20 protein-coding genes are annotated in these 17768 nt (G+C 33.5%); 7 read left to right on the forward strand and 13 right to left on the reverse strand.

All coding sequences use genetic code 11. From position 1 onward, the window contains the following. Window positions 1-5 precede the first annotated feature (5 nt). The gene (locus MQX03_RS01730) at window positions 6-3197 is read left to right on the forward strand and encodes an efflux RND transporter permease subunit (protein ID WP_242800975.1); all 3192 of its coding nucleotides are present in this window, start codon (window positions 6-8) and stop codon (window positions 3195-3197) included. A 219-nt stretch (window positions 3198-3416) separates the two neighbouring features. On the opposite strand, the gene MQX03_RS01735 is transcribed toward MQX03_RS01730, so the two are convergent. The 4 genes from MQX03_RS01735 to MQX03_RS01750 form a co-directional block, all read right to left on the reverse strand. Beyond that, window positions 3417-3863, reverse strand: coding sequence for a KTSC domain-containing protein (locus MQX03_RS01735; RefSeq protein ID WP_129536831.1), 447 nt, complete (start codon window positions 3861-3863; stop codon window positions 3417-3419). A gap of 126 nt (window positions 3864-3989) precedes the next feature. Continuing rightward, window positions 3990-4643 carry a hypothetical protein gene (locus MQX03_RS20490; RefSeq protein ID WP_317224544.1) on the reverse strand — a complete coding sequence of 218 codons (654 nt, stop codon included), beginning with the start codon at window positions 4641-4643 and terminating at the stop codon, window positions 3990-3992. 4 nt (window positions 4644-4647) lie between these two features. Next, entirely contained in the window at window positions 4648-5520 is an 873-nt protein-coding gene (locus tag MQX03_RS01745) for a pPIWI-associating nuclease domain-containing protein (RefSeq protein ID WP_242800977.1), read from the reverse strand. 152 nt (window positions 5521-5672) lie between these two features. Beyond that, complete coding sequence (locus MQX03_RS01750) at window positions 5673-6089, reverse strand: winged helix-turn-helix transcriptional regulator (RefSeq protein WP_242800978.1); 417 nt, start codon at window positions 6087-6089, stop codon at window positions 5673-5675. Window positions 6090-6272: 183 nt separating this feature from the next. Here MQX03_RS01750 and MQX03_RS01755 point away from each other — a divergent pair, with 183 nt between their 5' ends. Continuing rightward, window positions 6273-6977: an SDR family oxidoreductase gene (locus MQX03_RS01755; RefSeq protein ID WP_242800980.1), complete on the forward strand. Its 705-nt coding sequence runs from the start codon at window positions 6273-6275 to the stop codon at window positions 6975-6977. A gap of 87 nt (window positions 6978-7064) precedes the next feature. Here MQX03_RS01755 and MQX03_RS01760 read toward each other — a convergent pair whose 3' ends face one another. The 5 genes from MQX03_RS01760 to MQX03_RS01780 are packed head-to-tail and all read right to left on the reverse strand — an operon-like array spanning window position 7065 to window position 10141. Next, on the reverse strand, window positions 7065-7634 hold the full coding sequence (locus MQX03_RS01760; RefSeq protein ID WP_242800982.1) for a hypothetical protein: 570 nt from the start codon (window positions 7632-7634) through the stop codon (window positions 7065-7067). A 20-nt stretch (window positions 7635-7654) separates the two neighbouring features. Beyond that, window positions 7655-8236, reverse strand: a complete 582-nt coding sequence (gene nudK / locus MQX03_RS01765) for a GDP-mannose pyrophosphatase NudK (protein WP_242800984.1) — start codon at window positions 8234-8236, stop codon at window positions 7655-7657. A gap of 35 nt (window positions 8237-8271) precedes the next feature. Further along, on the reverse strand, window positions 8272-9180 hold the full coding sequence (locus tag MQX03_RS01770) for a TIGR01777 family oxidoreductase (protein ID WP_242800986.1): 909 nt from the start codon (window positions 9178-9180) through the stop codon (window positions 8272-8274). 20 nt (window positions 9181-9200) lie between these two features. Next, a complete protein-coding gene (locus MQX03_RS01775) occupies window positions 9201-9539 on the reverse strand; it encodes a hypothetical protein (protein WP_242800988.1) in 339 nt (112 codons plus the stop codon). 5 nt (window positions 9540-9544) lie between these two features. Next, entirely contained in the window at window positions 9545-10141 is a 597-nt protein-coding gene (locus MQX03_RS01780; RefSeq protein ID WP_242800990.1) for an HPP family protein, read from the reverse strand. A gap of 246 nt (window positions 10142-10387) precedes the next feature. Here MQX03_RS01780 and pnuC point away from each other — a divergent pair, with 246 nt between their 5' ends. Next, a complete protein-coding gene (gene pnuC, locus MQX03_RS01785; RefSeq protein ID WP_242800992.1) occupies window positions 10388-10984 on the forward strand; it encodes a nicotinamide riboside transporter PnuC in 597 nt (198 codons plus the stop codon). After that, entirely contained in the window at window positions 10971-11999 is a 1029-nt protein-coding gene (locus tag MQX03_RS01790; protein WP_242800994.1) for an acyl-CoA dehydrogenase family protein, read from the forward strand. Before pnuC ends, MQX03_RS01790 begins: the two co-directional genes overlap by 14 nt. A gap of 56 nt (window positions 12000-12055) precedes the next feature. On the opposite strand, the gene MQX03_RS01795 is transcribed toward MQX03_RS01790, so the two are convergent. The 3 genes from MQX03_RS01795 to MQX03_RS01805 form a co-directional block, all read right to left on the reverse strand. Further along, entirely contained in the window at window positions 12056-12505 is a 450-nt protein-coding gene (locus MQX03_RS01795) for a hypothetical protein (protein WP_242800996.1), read from the reverse strand. Between the two features lie 142 nt (window positions 12506-12647). Further along, window positions 12648-13226, reverse strand: a complete 579-nt coding sequence (locus MQX03_RS01800) for a hypothetical protein (protein WP_242800998.1) — start codon at window positions 13224-13226, stop codon at window positions 12648-12650. Window positions 13227-13362: 136 nt separating this feature from the next. Then, window positions 13363-13965: an SMI1/KNR4 family protein gene (locus MQX03_RS01805; RefSeq protein WP_242801000.1), complete on the reverse strand. Its 603-nt coding sequence runs from the start codon at window positions 13963-13965 to the stop codon at window positions 13363-13365. 332 nt (window positions 13966-14297) lie between these two features. On the opposite strand from MQX03_RS01805, the gene MQX03_RS01810 reads away from it, so the two are divergent. From MQX03_RS01810 to hisS, 3 genes are all read left to right on the forward strand, one after another. Beyond that, window positions 14298-14630, forward strand: coding sequence for a single-stranded DNA-binding protein (locus tag MQX03_RS01810; RefSeq protein WP_242801002.1), 333 nt, complete (start codon window positions 14298-14300; stop codon window positions 14628-14630). A 25-nt stretch (window positions 14631-14655) separates the two neighbouring features. After that, on the forward strand, window positions 14656-15114 hold the full coding sequence (locus MQX03_RS01815; protein ID WP_242801004.1) for an HRDC domain-containing protein: 459 nt from the start codon (window positions 14656-14658) through the stop codon (window positions 15112-15114). 138 nt (window positions 15115-15252) lie between these two features. Beyond that, window positions 15253-16620 carry a histidine--tRNA ligase gene (gene hisS / locus MQX03_RS01820; protein ID WP_242801005.1) on the forward strand — a complete coding sequence of 456 codons (1368 nt, stop codon included), beginning with the start codon at window positions 15253-15255 and terminating at the stop codon, window positions 16618-16620. A gap of 123 nt (window positions 16621-16743) precedes the next feature. Here hisS and MQX03_RS01825 read toward each other — a convergent pair whose 3' ends face one another. Further along, window positions 16744-17679, reverse strand: a complete 936-nt coding sequence (locus MQX03_RS01825; RefSeq protein WP_242801007.1) for a ketopantoate reductase family protein — start codon at window positions 17677-17679, stop codon at window positions 16744-16746. Window positions 17680-17768: the final 89 nt, after the last annotated feature.

The raw sequence follows: 17768 nt of genomic DNA on the forward strand, positions 1-17768 counted from the left end.
AGAAGATGAAGTTAGCAGAAATATCCATTAAAAGACCGTCCCTGGTTATCGTATTATTTACGATTCTGACTTTGGGAGGTTTATTAAGTTACTCCATGATGGGGTACGAGTTGATTCCGAAGTTTGAAACCAATATGGTAACGATTTCTACCGTTTATCCGGGAGCTTCACCTGCAGAGGTAGAAACGTCGGTTACGCGAAAGATTGAAGATGCCGTAGGTTCTTTGGAAAACGTAAAAAAAGTAGAATCATCTTCATATGAAAGTTTATCGGTAATCATGGTTCAGCTGAACACAGGTGCCGATGTAAACTACGCTTTGAATGATGCGCAGAGAAAGGTAAATGCTATTTTGGCAGACCTTCCTGAAGATGCAGATCCACCGTCACTACAGAAATTTTCACTGGATGATTTACCAATCATGACATTGAGTATTGCAAGTGATAAACTAAATAACAAAGAGCTTTACGACCTTTTAGATAAAAAAGTAGAACCGGTTTTCTCCCGTGTGAATGGTGTTGCACAAGTTGATCTTGTGGGTGGACAGGAAAGAGAGATTCAGGTGAATTTAGATGAAAAGAAAATGCAGGGTTATGGCGTTGCTATTGCAGACGTACAGCAGGCGATTCTTTCTTCAAACTTAGATTTCCCGACGGGAGCTTTGAAAACGAGAACTTCGAGATCAACGATCAGACTTTCTGGGAAATATAGAGATGTTGCGGAAATGAACAGTCTTGTAGTTTCCAATAAAAACGGAGCTCAGGTTCGTTTATCTGATATTGCAACAGTTTTCGATACTCAAAAAGATATTGAAAAAGTAGCGAGATTTAACCAAAATCCTACCATTTTACTTCAGGTGAAGAAACAGTCTGATGCCAATGCAGTATCAGTTTCTGAAGCAGTAAAGAAGACGATTGAGCAGGTTCAGACCAATTATAAAGTTCAGGGATTAAAAGTTGCGATTGTAGATGACAACACAGACTTTACCCTTGAGGCAGCAGACCACGTAATTTTCGATTTATTCTTAGCGATTATTTTGGTGGCAGTAGTAATGTTATTATTCCTTCACAACATCAGAAACGCATTCATTGTAATGGTTTCAATTCCGGTATCGTTGATTGCAACAGTTATTGGAATGTATTTGATGGGATATACTTTAAACTTAATGAGTTTATTGGGACTTTCACTCGTGGTAGGTATTCTTGTGGATGATGCCATTGTGGTATTAGAAAACGTATACCGTCACATGGAAATGGGTAAAAGCAGAATCCGTGCGGCCTACGATGGAGCTTCTGAAATTGGATTTACCGTAACAGCAATTACGATGGTAATTGTCGTGGTATTCTTACCAATTGCGATGAGTTCAGGTTTAGTTTCTGACATCTTGGCGCAGTTCTGTGTCACGGTAGTTATTGCAACATTGTTCTCATTATTGGCTTCATTTACTATTATTCCTTGGCTGTCTTCAAGATTTGGAAAGTTGGTTCATTTGACGGGTAAAAATCCTTTCGAGAAATTTATCCTTTGGTTTGAAAAGCAATTGGATAAATTCACGCACTGGATTACAGGAATTCTGGAGTGGGTTTTAAAAACTGGTTTAAGAAGGGTGATGACTGTTGTTCTTACATTTGTACTTCTGATTGTTGTGACAATGGGATTAATGGGTGGCGGATTTATCGGTGGAGAATTCTTCCCGAAAATGGACAGAGGTCAGTTCCTTGTTCAAATGGAATTACCTAAAGATGCTTCCGTTGAAAAAACAAACCAATTGACTTTACAGGTTGAGAAATATCTGAGAGACGATAAAGATGTAGTCGATATGATTACTACAGTTGGTCAGCAGTCATCAGGTTTTGGTGGAGCGCAGGCAACTTTATACCAATCAGAAATTCAGGTAATTTTAGTTGATAAATCTGAACGTAACGAAAGTACAGATATTAAATCTGCTAAAATTAAAAGAGCTTTAGAAGAAAAATTCACCGGAGTTGAGTTTAAAACAGCACCAATCGGATTGATGGGAGCAGACGCTGCACCAATCGAAATGGTAGTTACTGCTCCTGATAACGCAACGGCAAACAAAGAAGCCAACAGAATTCTGGCTTTGCTTAAAAAAGTTCCGGGAGCTGTAGATGCAGAATTATCTTCTGATTCAGGAAATCCTGAAGTGCAGGTGAATATCGACAGAGATAAAATGTCTTCTTTAGGTTTAAATCTTTCAAGTGTTGGTCAAACAATGCAGACTGCATTCTCAGGAAATACAGACGGAAAATTCAGAGCCGGAGAATACGAATATGATATCAACATCCGTTTTGGAGACGCCAACAGACAGTCGATTGAAGATGTAAGAAACTTAATGTTTACCAATCCATCAGGCGAGCAAATCAGATTGAGTCAGTTTGCTGATGTGAAAATGGGATCAGGACCAAGTTTGCTGGAGCGTAGAGATAAAACAGCTTCCGTAAAAGTGAAATCTAAAGTGGTAGGTCGTGCAATGGCTGATGTTGCCAACGAATGGGCAGACCAGTTTATGACAAATGAAAAAACAAAACCAGCCGGAGTAAATTACCTCTGGAGTGGAGATATGGAGAATCAGACAGAAGGTATGGGTACTTTAGGAATCGCTTTACTGGCGGCTATTGTACTGGTTTATTTGGTGATGGTTTCGCTTTACGATTCGTTTGTGTATCCGTTTGTGGTATTGTTCTCAATTCCTTTGGCATTGATCGGAGTAATGTTGATTCTTGCCATTACAGGAAATACGATTAATATCTTTACAATGCTGGGGATGATCATGTTGATCGGTTTGGTAGCGAAAAACGCGATCATGATTGTCGATTTTGCCAACATGAGAAAAGCAGCAGGAGCAAGTACGCATGACGCTTTGATTCAGGCTAACCATGCACGTCTTCGTCCGATTTTGATGACAACGATTGCGATGATTTTCGGTATGATTCCGATTGCGATTGCAAAAGGTGCAGGAGCGGAGATGAACAACGGATTGGCTTGGGTAATTATCGGTGGTTTGACATCATCATTATTCCTTACCTTAATTATTGTTCCTACGGTTTATTCACTATTCGATTCAATGTTGAGAAGAATGGGTAAACATGAAACAGTTGATTATGATGCTGAAATGAAAGCTGATTATGAAGAAAAAGAACTAAGTGAAGACGGATATACTCCGAAACACGTAGACTAATATAGCAACCTTAATTAACCTGAAAGCGCATCAATTTATTGATGCGCTTTTTTTTGTCATTGCGATGAGCAAAGCGAAGAAACAATCTCAAAGATAAGCAGGATCTCTATCATCCCGTAGAGATCTGGATACGAATATTCTATAAAAAATTTATTTACTACCATAAAAAAGGCTTCCAGAATGAACTGAAAGCCTTTGCTTATTTTTTATATGGAAAAATTAATCTGCCATTACTTCACCAGACTTTCTAAAGATAAAATTTCCATAGATATGTCTTCTTGCAAAACGGCTTGGAGAATCAGCATTCACCATTTTGATATAGGTATTTCTTGGAACTCCGATGTATTCAAACATTTTTCCGTTCAAATGCTGAACTTTCAAAATCGATTTTTCAAGATAAAAATCCTGAATATTAGATTTCGTGATCGTTTCCGTGTATTCTTCTTTATATTTTTCCTGAGTTTCTGAGTTGATGCTTACCAAAAAATGATAGGCTTCAATCACAGATTTGCTTTTTTCTTCTGCTGCCAGTTTCCCTTCTTCATCATTCACAAATTTATCAGGATGCGTATCTTTCATCACATTTCTGTAAATTGTTTTTAAATCTTTTAAAGTAGCAGTATTATCTACTCCAAGAAGTTTTCTGTGTTCGCCTATTCTTTTCATAACGTAAGATCCTTTTTACGGGATGCAAAATTAGGCTTTTTAATTGGAAAAACCGTAAGTTATTCAGTATTAATTTATTTGAGAGAAAATTAATTTATCGAGGTCAAATATTGAAAGTTATGTTAACTAAGCTTTATTTAGTTTTTTATTAACAATTTTGATAATTTTTCCGGTACCAATTAATTGTAAACCTTCATATAACTTGAATCCCATTCCTGCTTTTAACTTTCCATGAAAATACTCTTGAGATAGTATGTCAATTTCGGCATTTACCATATCTCCTGGAAAAGCATAATCTGTCCCAATATAAATTTGACGAGCAGAAGTTTTATATTCATCAAAATTGAAGACTATTTGCGACCTGTAATCACTTTTTACATAATGATTTCTCCCCCCTTCATTTTCTTTTTTAAAATGAATTTGAGCTATAAAATCACATTTCGAATTTTCTGTTTCTAATTTATTCTCATGAAAGTACTCGTACGCATAACCTTCTAAATCTCTGCCTTCAGAAATTAAATTATCTTCTTCATCATAAATTTTAAAGCTATCTTGTGAATTTCCAATATTTGCAGAACCATCCAAACCCAATAGAATTGTATAAAAAGTATCATCCAACAGGTAGGAAATAATCTTTTTTAATTTTTCATTTTCAATTTCGTCCAGATTTAATTCTTCAATTTTTGATGAAACGAGGGAATTATATTGAGTATCAAAACTTGAATTGATAATATTTTGTTTTTCTTGATAGAAATTTTTTACGAATTCTTCGGTGGTCATAACCTTAATTTGTTTCTTGAATTTTATTCAGGTAGCACAATAACCACAAAGTGATACCGGTTTTTACTTTTAAACTTTTAACTTGATTTTCCGTTAAACCAACATCTTGCTGATGAAGGTTGCATAAAACTGCATAACAATCACAAACATATTGAATTTCATGAGCTGTAAATTCTTCTAAAAAACCAAATTTGAATTTAGATATAAAATATTCTATTTTTTTTCTTCTAGAAACCTTAATTTCATTTACTGTGGCTTTTCCTGAATGATACTTTTTAAATTCTTTTTCAAACACTGGATTATCTTTTATTTCATTATTTGAAGCTAATTTATCATCAATTAAAAACTCTAATATTGTGCGAAGTGAAACTAAGCAATGTCTTAATTTATCAGGATTATTGGATTCTAATGAATAATTGGCTCCTAACCATAAACTGTCTAAATTTTGCTCCTCTAAAAGTTGCAATAAATTTTTATCTAATAAAACCTCTTTTTCCTGTAAATCTTTATCAGTTAAGTTATTAATTAAAGTATCTTTAAGATTTTCAGTAGATTTAATATTCAACACTTCTAAATCCGTAATGAAAGCAAATTGAACTTCCGGATTGTTCGAAAATTTCTCACCTATAGAACTAATTCTTCTTAATTCTTTAACAAATTCTGAAGGAAATATATTATTGAAATTAGGAATTGTAATATTAGGAAGTAAAAGTTCTGGAACTGTGATTTTTGGAATTAGTGATTCCCATTTTTTTTGATTATCAATTAGAGGTTGTAAAGATTTCATGATATTGTTAGTAGAAAATGCAATATTGTACATTTTCATTAGATTTGAATTTTGCTCAGAAATTCTTTTTAGTTCATCAAAGTTATTCATGCGAAAGTTTTTACTCAATTTACGTTTATTAATTTATAATAGCAAAAAAGCAGTAACCTAAACAGTAACCTAAACCTCTGCTCATAAAATCAAATTCAATCTAACTTAAAAAGTCTTTTCCTTTTTATTACAATGACGTTTTTCAATCCCACTCACAAAACCTCCCTCTTCAACTCCGCAATTTTTTCATCAATAAACCCCGCTTTATCCTTTTTCACCTCATTCAAAATTATCTTTTGACTTTCAGGGATTTCAGAATATTTTTCTGCCCACAGATTAATTTCTATCAATAGCGGAAGCAGATTGATACCTTTTTCTGTGAGTTTATATAAGACTTTCGCTTTGCTGTCAGGATGATCCTGCTTGCTGATGATGCCGTTTTCCTCAAGCATTAACAGGCGAGAAGCCAGAATATTGGTCGCTATTTTCTCATCAGATTTTAGAAAATCTCCGTAGGTACTTTGTTTTTTAAACATCAAATCTCTTACAATCAGCAATGACCATTTGTCTCCCCATATGTCTAATGAGCTGCTGATAGGGCAATTTGATCTCTTTTTTGAACTCGACATAAAATTATTTTTAAATAATTAAATAAAAACACTTGCGTTTTGAAAGTAATTTTATAAATTTGTACTTGCAAAACGCAAGCAAATTTAACGAATTAATTTTAAATAAAATAGAAAACATTCTTTTTGATTCATGCAAGAGTAACAACTAAGATTTTAAAAACAACATTTTAAACAAACAAAAAAATGAAAACAACAGGTAATACAGTATTCATCAGCGGCGGAAGTGCCGGAATCGGTTTAGCTATCGCAAAAAAACTGAATGCAGAAGGCAACAAAATAATCATCAACGGAAGAAATGAAGAACGTCTTCAAAATGCATTACAACAATTGGATGATGCTGTAGCAATTCAGGGCGATCTTTCTATTGAGGCAGATAGATTAAGAATCGCAGAAGATTTAAAAAACAATCATCCCGAAGTCAACATCATCATCAATAATGCAGGTGCAGCATTTGCTTATTTACTGAACGAAACTCAAAACGCACACGAAAAAGCAGCGATTGAAATGAACACCAATTATTTCAGTATCATTCATTTTACTGAGCTTTTGCTTCCTCATTTAGTTCAGAAAACAGAAGCAGCGGTAGTCAACGTTTCGTCAATTGCCGTATTTAGAAGCCATAAAATGTTGCCGACTTACAGCGCATCTAAAGCGGCTTTACATGGCTACACAGAAGCATTAAGACAAACTTACGAAGAGCAGGAAAATGTTCAGATTTACGAAGTTTACCCACCTTTAGTTAATACGGATTTCTCTGCAGGAATTGGTGGTGCCAACGGAATTTCGCCTTCTGAAGTTGCTGACGAATTGTTTTTGGCACTCGCGAAAAATCAATATGATATTCCGGTAGGAGATTCAAAACAGTTTTTTGCAAAAGATTTGGTTTAAACTTAAAATGAAAAATCTCTGTTGGATAATTTGAAATACAAATTCTAACAGAGATTTTAATTTATTTGAAAAAAGTTTATTTTCTATTTACTCCTGATCCAAATATGTTAGTTTAGCATCTTTCACAAACTCATCAAAATTCATGTTTTTAGCAGCTTTAGAATTCGTTAATTCAAAAAAGTAAATAATAGGATTCGGCAGATTTCTGTTTCTGGTTGTCAGTTTAAATCTCTTCACCTTTTCATTTATATTCAAAAAAGGTAACTCAGAAATTTTCACCGAAATATTATTCACATCAAACGACGCTTTCGGATCTTTTTGCAGTTTTAAAAACCTTTTCTGAGTTTTATCGGTGGTTTCATCCAGAAATTTCTGCATTTGAAAATCTGTAAGAAGTTGAGGATAAATCAGACCTTGCTGTAACATTGAAAAAGTCATTTTATCAGATTTATCAAAGAAAATCACTTTATCATTAAACAGAACCTGATTATCCTTTGAAGTGATTTTTCCTTCAAATTTTTTGTAATTTTTCTTTTTGTATTCAGTTTTAAAATGCTCAACAGCGTTTTGATCTTTGGTACTCAATCCATCCTTTTTCTGAGCGAAAACGGCAAAAGAAAATAATAAACAAAGAATCAGTGAATATTGCAGTTTCATAATTTCTATTTTTAAATAATCTATACTAAATTTTTAAGCCTTACATGTTGAAGCAGCATGATGGTTTTGGCATCTTTTATCTCTCCGGAGTCGATCATTTCAAGAGCTTTTTCAATATCAATTTCCAAAACTTCGATGTCTTCACCTTCCTCTTCAAGACCTCCGCCATTTGTAATTTTCATTTCACTTGAATATTCGGCGATGAAAAAATGCAGAATTTCTGTGACAGATCCGGGTGACATATATGCTTCAAAAACTTTTTCAACCTTCGATATTTTGTAGCCTGTTTCTTCTTCGGTTTCACGCTTGATGCATTCTTCAGGATGGTCATTATCCAATAAACCTGCACAAGCTTCAATCAACATTCCGTCAGTATTTCCGTTAATGTAGGTCGGCATCCGGAATTGCTTGGTCAAAATTACATTTTTTGTACTTGTGTTGTACAATAAAATGACTGCTCCATTTCCTCTGTCGTATGCTTCTCTGCTTTGGGTTTCAGTGGTTCCGTCTTTTTTTAGAATATTGAATGTGATTTTTTTTAAAGTGTACCAGTTATCTGAAAGAATTTCAGTCTTTTCAATATGAACGTTTGTATTTTGCATAGATTTTACAATCTTGTTTATATATTTTATTTGAATTAATTTTTCTTGAGCAGATCCTCTAAAGCATTTTTCAGGTTCGGAAATTTAAATTGAAAACCTGAATTCTGAAGCTTTTCCGAAGATGTTCTTGAGCCTTCGAGCAATGCGACAGACAGTTCACCAAACATTAGTTTCATCACAAATCCTGGAATATTCGGCATAAACATAGGTTTATTTAAAACTTCTGCAATTTCTTTCGTTAAATTTTCGTTGTCAGTATGTTGTGGTGCTGATGCATTGTAAGCATCTTTTATATTTTCGTTTTTCACGGCGTATTCAAAAACGGAAGAAAGATCATCGATATGAATCCACGGAATGTATTGTCTTCCCGTTCCAATGGGCGATCCGATACCGAATTTTACGGGAACAGCCATTTTTTTTAAAGCACCTTCAGATTCAGAAAGAACGATAGCTATTCGAACTTTTACCACTCTTTCTGCCAAACCTTTTTCTAAAAATTCGTCCGCAGCTTTCTCCCAAAGAATCACGACTTCACTTAGAAAATCATTTCCTTTTTCGTCTTCTTCTTTAAATATTTTCTCAGAAGTTATCGCTCCGTAAATTCCAACGGCAGATGCTGAAATGAAAGATTTCAGTTGAATATTTTTCTTTTGTAAAGTTTTTAAAATCAGTTGTGCAGAATCTACACGGCTGGAAATAATTTCTTTTTTGCGTTCATCAGTCCATCTTTTTTCTGAAATATTGGCTCCTGCTAAATGGATAATATGACTGATATTTTCAAAAGCTTTTTCGTCGATAGTTCCGTTTTTAATATTCCATTCAAAGTCATTTTCTTTCTTTTTAGTTCGTGTCAAAAAACGAACAGTATATTCATTTTCAAGTTTATTAGCTAAAACTTTTGCGACAGATCCGCCGGCTCCAGTGATTAATACGACTTCTTTCATGTATTGATTTTGGGATTCTTTTAATTCTTAACAATTAAAATATAATCATCATCTAAAAGTTTATAGCCTTGGTCGTAAATAAACTTATATTCAGAACCATTTTTGTAAACTTTAATTTGTGTAAAATAGTTAAAATCAAATCCTAAGCCACTCAATTTAGATTTGGCAATTTTAGTTTTTCCTTCCAGATTGATATCGCTCAGAATGCGGTAATTTCGGCGGAGTTTATTATTAACATTCCGCATCAGATTACTCGAATCTTTATTTTGTTTGTTGTTGTAAGCATTTCTACAGGCGTCATTGCAGAATTTTTTATCTGATCTTCCAATGATTTTTTCGCCACATTCAAGGCATTCCATAGCAATTAATTTTTCAATGGGTGTTTGTGTTTTTTATGTAAAAGTCTTTTCCATTTCGTACTCGTCGGATAGCTTCTGTTTTTAGTAATATTATTAAAAAATAAAGCAACCAAAAGCAAAATAATACAGCCAGACAAAACCGGAGAAAGCACGTACCAATATCCTAAATCTGCAATTTTCCCCGGAGAAGTTACCGCAATCAAAGCTGTTGCGCCTCCTGGTGGATGAAGCGTCTTGGTGTACTGCATTAAAACGATTGAAAATGCTACTGCCAAAGGTGCAGAAAGCCATAAAACATTAGGAACAAACTGATAAACTGTGACACCTACCAAAGCTGAAATTACATGACCGCCGACAAGATTTCTCGGTTGTGCTAATGGACTTTGAATAGCTCCGTAAATCAATACACTTGATGCGCCGAACGAACCAATTAAGAAAACATTTTCCTGTTCCAATAAATACTGTGACTGCAGAAAAGCGATAATTCCGATTCCGAAAAATGCGCCGAGAAATGACCAGAAATGTTCTTTATAATCAACAAGAGTTTCTTTGTAAATTACATATTTTGATACACGGTAGGTTCTTCTGAGCGTCTTCTTCACAGTTTCTGATATTAAAATTTAAAGATACAAAATATCCGTTTACAAACGGCTGTGGAATTTCATCTGCTAAATAAATTCAGCTTTAATTTTTTATTCTCAGAAAAAAGTTTCAATTTTGCGCCATCAATGGGGTGCTGCACGATTGCGGCTGAGATGATACCCAGGAATCTTCCACACCTGATCCGGATAATGCCGGCGTAGGGAATTTGATTTTATCATCTCATCATTTAATTTATAAAAGTTAATTTGATGCAGGAAATTTTACTAAAGACAACCTGGCCGGAATGGCTTGGGGTCTTCTTTTCAATTTTTCAGGTTTTATTGGCCCGAAAAAACAATTCAAACAATTATCTTTTTGGTATTGCCGGAATTTCACTTTCGCTGTATGTGATGTTTTTCGCAAAACTCTATGCGGAATTTACCTTAAATCTTTACTATTTAGTGATGAGCATTTACGGCTGGCTGTATTGGAAATTCGGAAAACAACAATCTGAAACAGTGATTTCAGAAACAACCAATCAGGAAAAACTAATCACCGCTGGAATCGTGCTTGGAACTTTCAGTTTGTTCTGGTTTTTTCTTACGCATTACACCGATTCTGATGTTCCAATTTGGGATTCTTTAGTGAGTGCTTTTGCATGGGCTGGAATGTGGCTGATGGCGAGAAGAAAAATCGAAAACTGGATTTTGCTCAATGTCAGCAATATCATCGCAATTCCGTTGTTGATTCACAAAGATTTGTATCTGTATGCGGTTTTGACGGCTTTCTTATTTATCGTAGCGATTTCTGGTTATTTGGAGTGGCGGAAAATTATTAAAAAAAGAGAAAATGCTTTCGCATAAAGAAATCAGAAAGGAAATGTTGGGAGCTTCTGAAGTTTCTCCGGCGATTATGAATCAAATTCATCAGGAAAGATTGCTTCAGATTTGGGTTCCGAAAAAATATGGTGGATTGGGTTTTCGGTTAAAAGAAGGACTGTCTGTTCTATTCGATTGGTCAAAAATCGATGGAAGCTTAGGCTGGATGCTCACTTTATGTTCGGGAGCCAATTTTTTTTCGAGAAATTTAAAACCAAATATTGCTTCAACACTTTTCGCTAACCCCAAAACCTGTTTCGGAGGAAGCGGAATGATCGGCGGAACTGCAGAAAAGCAAGACGATGGAACTTTCATAATCAACGGATTGTGGCATTTTGCGACTGGAGCGCCACATTTAAGTCATTTTACTTTAAATGCTACGTTAACCGAAAACGGAAATCCTTTGTTGGATGAATCGGGTTCTGAAATCATCCGGTCATTTGTGATTTCTAAAGATCAGGCAGAAATTATTCCCAATTGGAAATCGATGGGAATGAAAGCAACCGGAACGTATTCTTTTAAAGTTAATGATGCAAAAGTTTCTGAAGATTACAGTTTTGTTTACGATGAATTTTTTACGGATGATGTTTTAGATAAAATCCCGTTCAGAATTTTTGCAGATTTGACATTGCTGGTCAATTATCTTGGAATGGCAGCACATTTTTCTGAGGAAGCGGTTAAAATTCGACCTCATCTTGATTTGAAATTGTTTAATAAAATAATCAATGATGAATTGGAAAAAGCATTTAAATTTGCTGATGAAATTGAAATGTTACTGAATAATTTTGAATTAATAAGTTCTGATAAACAAACAGAGATTCATGGCTTTTCTACAGATTTAGTAAAGAAATTATCGCATCAGATTTTGGAAATTTATTTTCAGTTGGGACTTCGGGCAACGCATACAGATTCTGAAATGTATCAGATTTTTTGTGATTATTTTACGGCGACGCAGCATGCGAATTTTAGGAAGGAGTTTGAGATAAGTGAGATTATTTGATTAATAAAATTGCTGTTAACATTACCTTTTAGAACTTCGGAATTTTATTTACTAGATTATCTTTCAATTTTTGTCAATTTTATACTGTCGCTTTCTTTTCTAAATTTATACAAATATCCGTTTTTTATAATATATTCAGTTGTATCTGTTTTTAGATAATATTCATTTCCTTTTGTGATAAATTCTCCGTCTAAAAAGCCTTTTGATGAACCAGTATTATTACTTTCACTCATATCGAAAGTATTTTCTGGTTTCCAATGTGTAATAAGATAAGTTGTATTGTGCAATTTAAACGTCCAACTTTCAAGCCTTTCATTTTGATATCTGTCAATTCCTTTTCCAAACAAATAGAACATTAATATTCCAGCAATAATTGAATTAACTACAAAAAGAGTAACAAATTCTCTCTTCGTAAAATATAAGATTCCAGCAATAATCAAATTCAAGATAATGACCAATGGAACAAATATGAAGATTCCAATTGAAATACTTGGATCAGGATTCATTTGTTTAACCCATAACCAAATTATTACGAAATCAATTATTGTCAGTAAAATTATTCTAATCCAAAATTTCATTCAAGTTTTACTAAATTTATTTTTTATTATGTTCTAATAGCGGTATTGTTAGCCTTCATTTTCGGGTCTTTCAATTCTTGGTAATTGATGCAATTTGTTTTTCTATTCTTAAATTTTCAAGTTTGATTTGCTGCTCTATATTTTCGTAATAAAAAGTCAGGCCGATTTTTGATATTTTATCAATTCGTTTGTCAAGAAAATTTATGCTTTTTATTTTTAATTTTAGTTCGTCTGTGTCTATTTTTAATGTTATATGATTTTCTGTTGTAATTGTTCCTTGCAAAATTTCACCAGCAATAACAAGTCCACGTCCTGTAATTTTAAAACTATCAGATATGTCAAATTTTGCAATTGTGTTCATCTTTTTCTTTCCAATAAGTTTATAAAATTCAATTCCGCCAATTTTTTTATTTTTAAGAAAGTCAATAATAATTGTACCTTTTTTAGGATGTTCAACAATAATATTGTCGTCAAATTGCCACTCAGCTCCATTTTGATTAGCATTCGTGCTGTCAACAAACTGAAAATAAGCATTTCCTCGCCATCGTCCACCTTTACATTCTGTCAATGCCTTTATAACATCTTGTCGCAATGGTTCTTGTTGTTCTAAAAGCTCAATTATTTCTTTTATGTTGATGTATTCATTCATAGGATAACCGATCATGTTTTTGGCTTGTAATGATGGATAATAGAAGAACAAATTTTCAATCGAAGAATCATCATTGAATTTTACAGTTTTAACCTACTATTATAAAGCCCTTGTTTGCGGCTGGCATTTTTCAGCTTTAATTTACAGTATCTTCATTGATAAAGTCAAATTCATTGTCGATTAAATTTTTTAAATATTCCTCGAAGTTGTCAGCAATTACACTAAATTCGTCAGGGTCGTGTAAAAATCTTACAATTTGTCCCATTTTTCCTTTGTCAGATGGACTGAAATCAATAAATAATTGTGATGTTCCACCGTTGTTTGAGCAGTCTGAAAAGTGAAGCCATTTTAGTGAACTTGATTGATTGGTGATTTTATCGTCAATTTCAACTTCTTCATATTTTCTATCGATATAGTCTGAATAATATTCAATTGCTTGGTTTTGATTTTCTATAATTTCTTTTGATGATAATAAATAATATGGGTACTCTTCAACGTCAGAGCCAAGAAAATAAAAAGATATTTCTTCTCCAGCATATTCCCTCCAGTACGTTCCATCAATATATTCAAGAATACCAATTAAAGCATCTGGAATATTTGGATATACATTTTTTATTTTCTCGATATCTTCTTTTGTTGCATCCTGTTTTATTTTTTCAAAATGTTCCCAATCTTTTTCTGCGGCATTATCAAAATATGATTTCTTAAGTCCTAATAAATATTGTTTAACTATTTCCATCTTTATTTATTTTAAATTATCATTTGTCTTATCATTTGTAGTCTGAATGCGGTTGTATATACTTGCCACTAATACTCAAATATACGAAACTCATCAATCAAATAGCAGCGAAAAAATCTTTAAGTAATTTTTTATTTCGTATTTGTTTTTCCTGCCTGATAAACGTTTTTGAACAATTTTAAATCAATCTTATCCATTTTCAAACGACTACAAACGAATTTAAATAATTTTTTACCGAATAAATTTTCAAACCTAATGAATCTTTGCAACAGAGATTTGAGAAAACAGTGAACGTCTCTTATCTGATTATTAATCTATAAAAATTTAAAATTATGTCACTAAGAAACAAAGTAACCTTGATTGGTTTTACAGGAAAAGAAGTTGAAACAGTAAACTTCGAAAACGGAGGTACAAAAGCATCCGTATCATTGGCTACAAATGACCATTACACCAACGCAAAAGGTGAGAAAGTAGAAGAAACCCAATGGCACAGTTTGGTAGCTTTTGGGAAAACAGCTGAGATATTCCAGAAATATGTTCCGAAGGGAAAAGAGATTGCCATCGAAGGAAAAATTACCTACAGATCGTATGACGATAAAGACGGCGTGAAAAGATATATTACCGAAATAAGAGTGGAAGAAATTTTGCTTTTGGGTGGAAAATAAATGTTGAATTCTAAAATCACGAACGATGCAAATAAAAGTTTTAAAAGTAAGAATTGCTGATGAATTTCTGCTTCAGGATCAGAAGATGATTGATGATTTCCTGAACAATCACGAGATCATAAAAGTGGAAACGGCTTTTGTTCATGATGAAAGTTTCTGGTCTGTTGTTTTATATTTTAATGAATATAAAGATGCAGTAACCAAAAATATTGTTAAAGATTCAAAAACGGCAAAATATTCTGCTGAAGATGAAATGCTGAGTCCGGATGAAATAGTAATTTTAGATGCCCTGAAAATCTGGCGCTCCGAAAAAGCAAAAGAACAGAATCTTCCATCTTATTTTATTGCAACCAACAAAGAACTCATTTCTGTAGCAAAATACAAACCTGCGAAAAAAGAAGAACTGCTAGATATCAAAGGTTTTGGAAAACATAAGATTGAAAATTATGGTGAAGAGATTTTAGAAATCCTGGAAAGCGTTTAAAAATATCAAAACACCAATGATTAAATGAGAGACCGGGGAAATGTTATCTCCGGCTTTTTTTATTGATTTAAAAGTCCTTTCAATTCCTTATTTTTGCAAGCAATTACTCATTACCCATTATTTATTACTCATCAAGATATGAAGCCAAGCTTAGCAAAAGGAACGAGAGATTTTACCTCATTAGAAGTTTCAAGAAGAAAATACATCATCAATATATTACAGAAGAATTTTGAACTTTTTGGTTTCCAGCCTTTGGAAACGCCAAGTTTTGAAAATCTTTCTACTTTGACAGGGAAATATGGAGAAGAAGGAGATCGTTTGATTTTTAAAATTTTAAATTCTAGCATCAACGAAGCGAAAGACGAGAAAAAAACTCAGATGTTGAATGATTTTCAGAAAGCTTTAGATAAACCTTTCAGTGCTGAAAGCCTTACCGACAAAGCACTTCGTTACGATTTAACAGTTCCTTTCGCAAGATTTGTTGCAATGAATCATGGCAAACTAACTTTCCCTTACAAACGTTTTCAAATTCAGCCAGTTTGGAGAGCAGACCGTCCACAAAAAGGGAGATTCAGAGAATTTTATCAATGTGATGCTGATGTAGTGGGAAGTGAGAGTCTTTGGCAGGAAGTTGAATTGGTGCAATTGTATCTGAAATCTTTTGCAGAATTAAGAACTTCTGTAACCATTCACATCAACAACCGAAAAATTCTTTCAGGTCTGGCCGAGTATGCCGGAATCACGGATAAATTAATCGAGTTCACCGTTGCATTAGATAAACTTGATAAAATCGGGAAGGATGGAGTTGTGAAGGAGCTTTTAGAAAGAAATATCTCTCAGGAATCAATTGATAAATTAGATTTCCTTTTCACTCAATCGAATGATGCTTTAGAAAATCTTCTTCAGCTAAAAGAAAAATTTGTTGGAAACGAAATTGGTCTAAAAGGTGTTGAAGAACTGGAATTTGTCATTACTCAGTCTCTAAATTTAGGGGTAGATATTCAGAATTTAGTTTTCGATATTACTTTAGCTCGTGGATTAGATTATTACACCGGAGCAATTTTCGAGGTGAAAGCTGACGAAGCTCAGATGGGTTCTATCGGAGGCGGCGGAAGATATGATAACCTGACTGAAGTCTTCGGAGTGAAAAATGTTCCCGGAATTGGTATTTCTTTTGGTTTAGACAGAATTTATCTGGTGATGGAAGAATTAAACCTTTTCCCTGAAGAAGCTGCGTCAAATGTAGAATATCTGTTTGCGAATTTTGGTGGTGAAGAAACGATTGAAGCTTTAAAATTGATCATCCAATTAAGAGACAAAGGAATTTCTGCAGAATTGTATCCTGAAAGTGCAAAAATCAACAAACAATTCACTTACGCAGAAAAGAAAGGAATTAAAAATCTTGTTTTCTTAGGCGAGGAAGAAATTAGAAACAGAACGGTAACCTTTAAAAATTTGGAAGCTGGAGAACAGAAAACGGTTTCTTTGGAGGAATTTTTAGGGTAAAATCATAGAAGTTAAAAATGAGGTTTTCTAATATTAGAAAACCTCATTTTTTTTAAGCTTACTTAGAATCAATGATTAATTTTATATTTTCAGTTCTAGATTTAAATTTAGTTTAAATTCTATTTACTTACTTTTTAATTCTTCATATATTTTTTGAGTGAAAGGAGTTTTTACACCGAGCTCCATTCCATATTTTAAAATAGCTCCTGCAAACAATTCTAATTCGCTGTTATCTTTTCCGGAGTTCATATCCAACTGCAAAGAAGTAGGGGTTTCTGGTGGAAATGTAGATGCTTTTTCAAATGTTTTATCAATGATATCTGTTCCTAAATGAACTTCTTTTTTGGAAGCAATTACCTGTATTTCTTTCATGATCTCATTGGCCTCAGATTTCTGAGAGGAATCCTTACACACCGTCCCGATAGACGAATTATATTTAGCCGTTACAAGCCCAAAACTTGCCACAAAAATAAATTTTGTCCATATATCAGTTAAAGAATTTTCTTTAAAATCGAAATCAATTTTACTTTCTTTCATGATGTTGATCACCCAATCGATAGAAGCAGAGAGATGCTCAGGATCTTTACCTATGATTAGTTTTCCTGCTTTTCCTTTATGTTCCACGACCCCTTTTTCTTTAATGTGTGAGGCAACATACAGGCAAGACGGTAGAATGGTATTCCCGGGAATTATTTTTCGTATTCTGTCATAAATGTCAACACCGTTCATCATAGGAAGAAGAATAGTCTCTGTTGTAATGATTTCTTTTAATTGAATACAAACTTTTTCTAAATCGTATTCCTTTACACAAATTAATATTAAATCAGGATTTTTGATATCGCTGATGTTCTGATAAACTGTATTTGGGATTGTATGCTTATCAGGATGTTCAGGAGAGATCAGCGTTAATCCATCTTCTTTTACTTTTTGATACGTTTCACCTCTTGCGATGAATGATATCGTATGCTGTTGTAAAGTTTCATTGGTCTGATTAATTTTAAAACCAAAATATCCACCGACACCTCCAAGACCTATTATCACAATATGTTTTTTACTCATAAAATTATTTTATTGATTTCAAGTTCTCCATTTTAAATAGGTTTAAATTCTCTATCCAAAAGGATTTCCAAGATTAAAGATCGTCAATT

The sequence above is a fragment of the Chryseobacterium aahli genome, assembly GCF_022699665.1.
GTDB lineage: Bacteria > Bacteroidota > Bacteroidia > Flavobacteriales > Weeksellaceae > Chryseobacterium > Chryseobacterium aahli.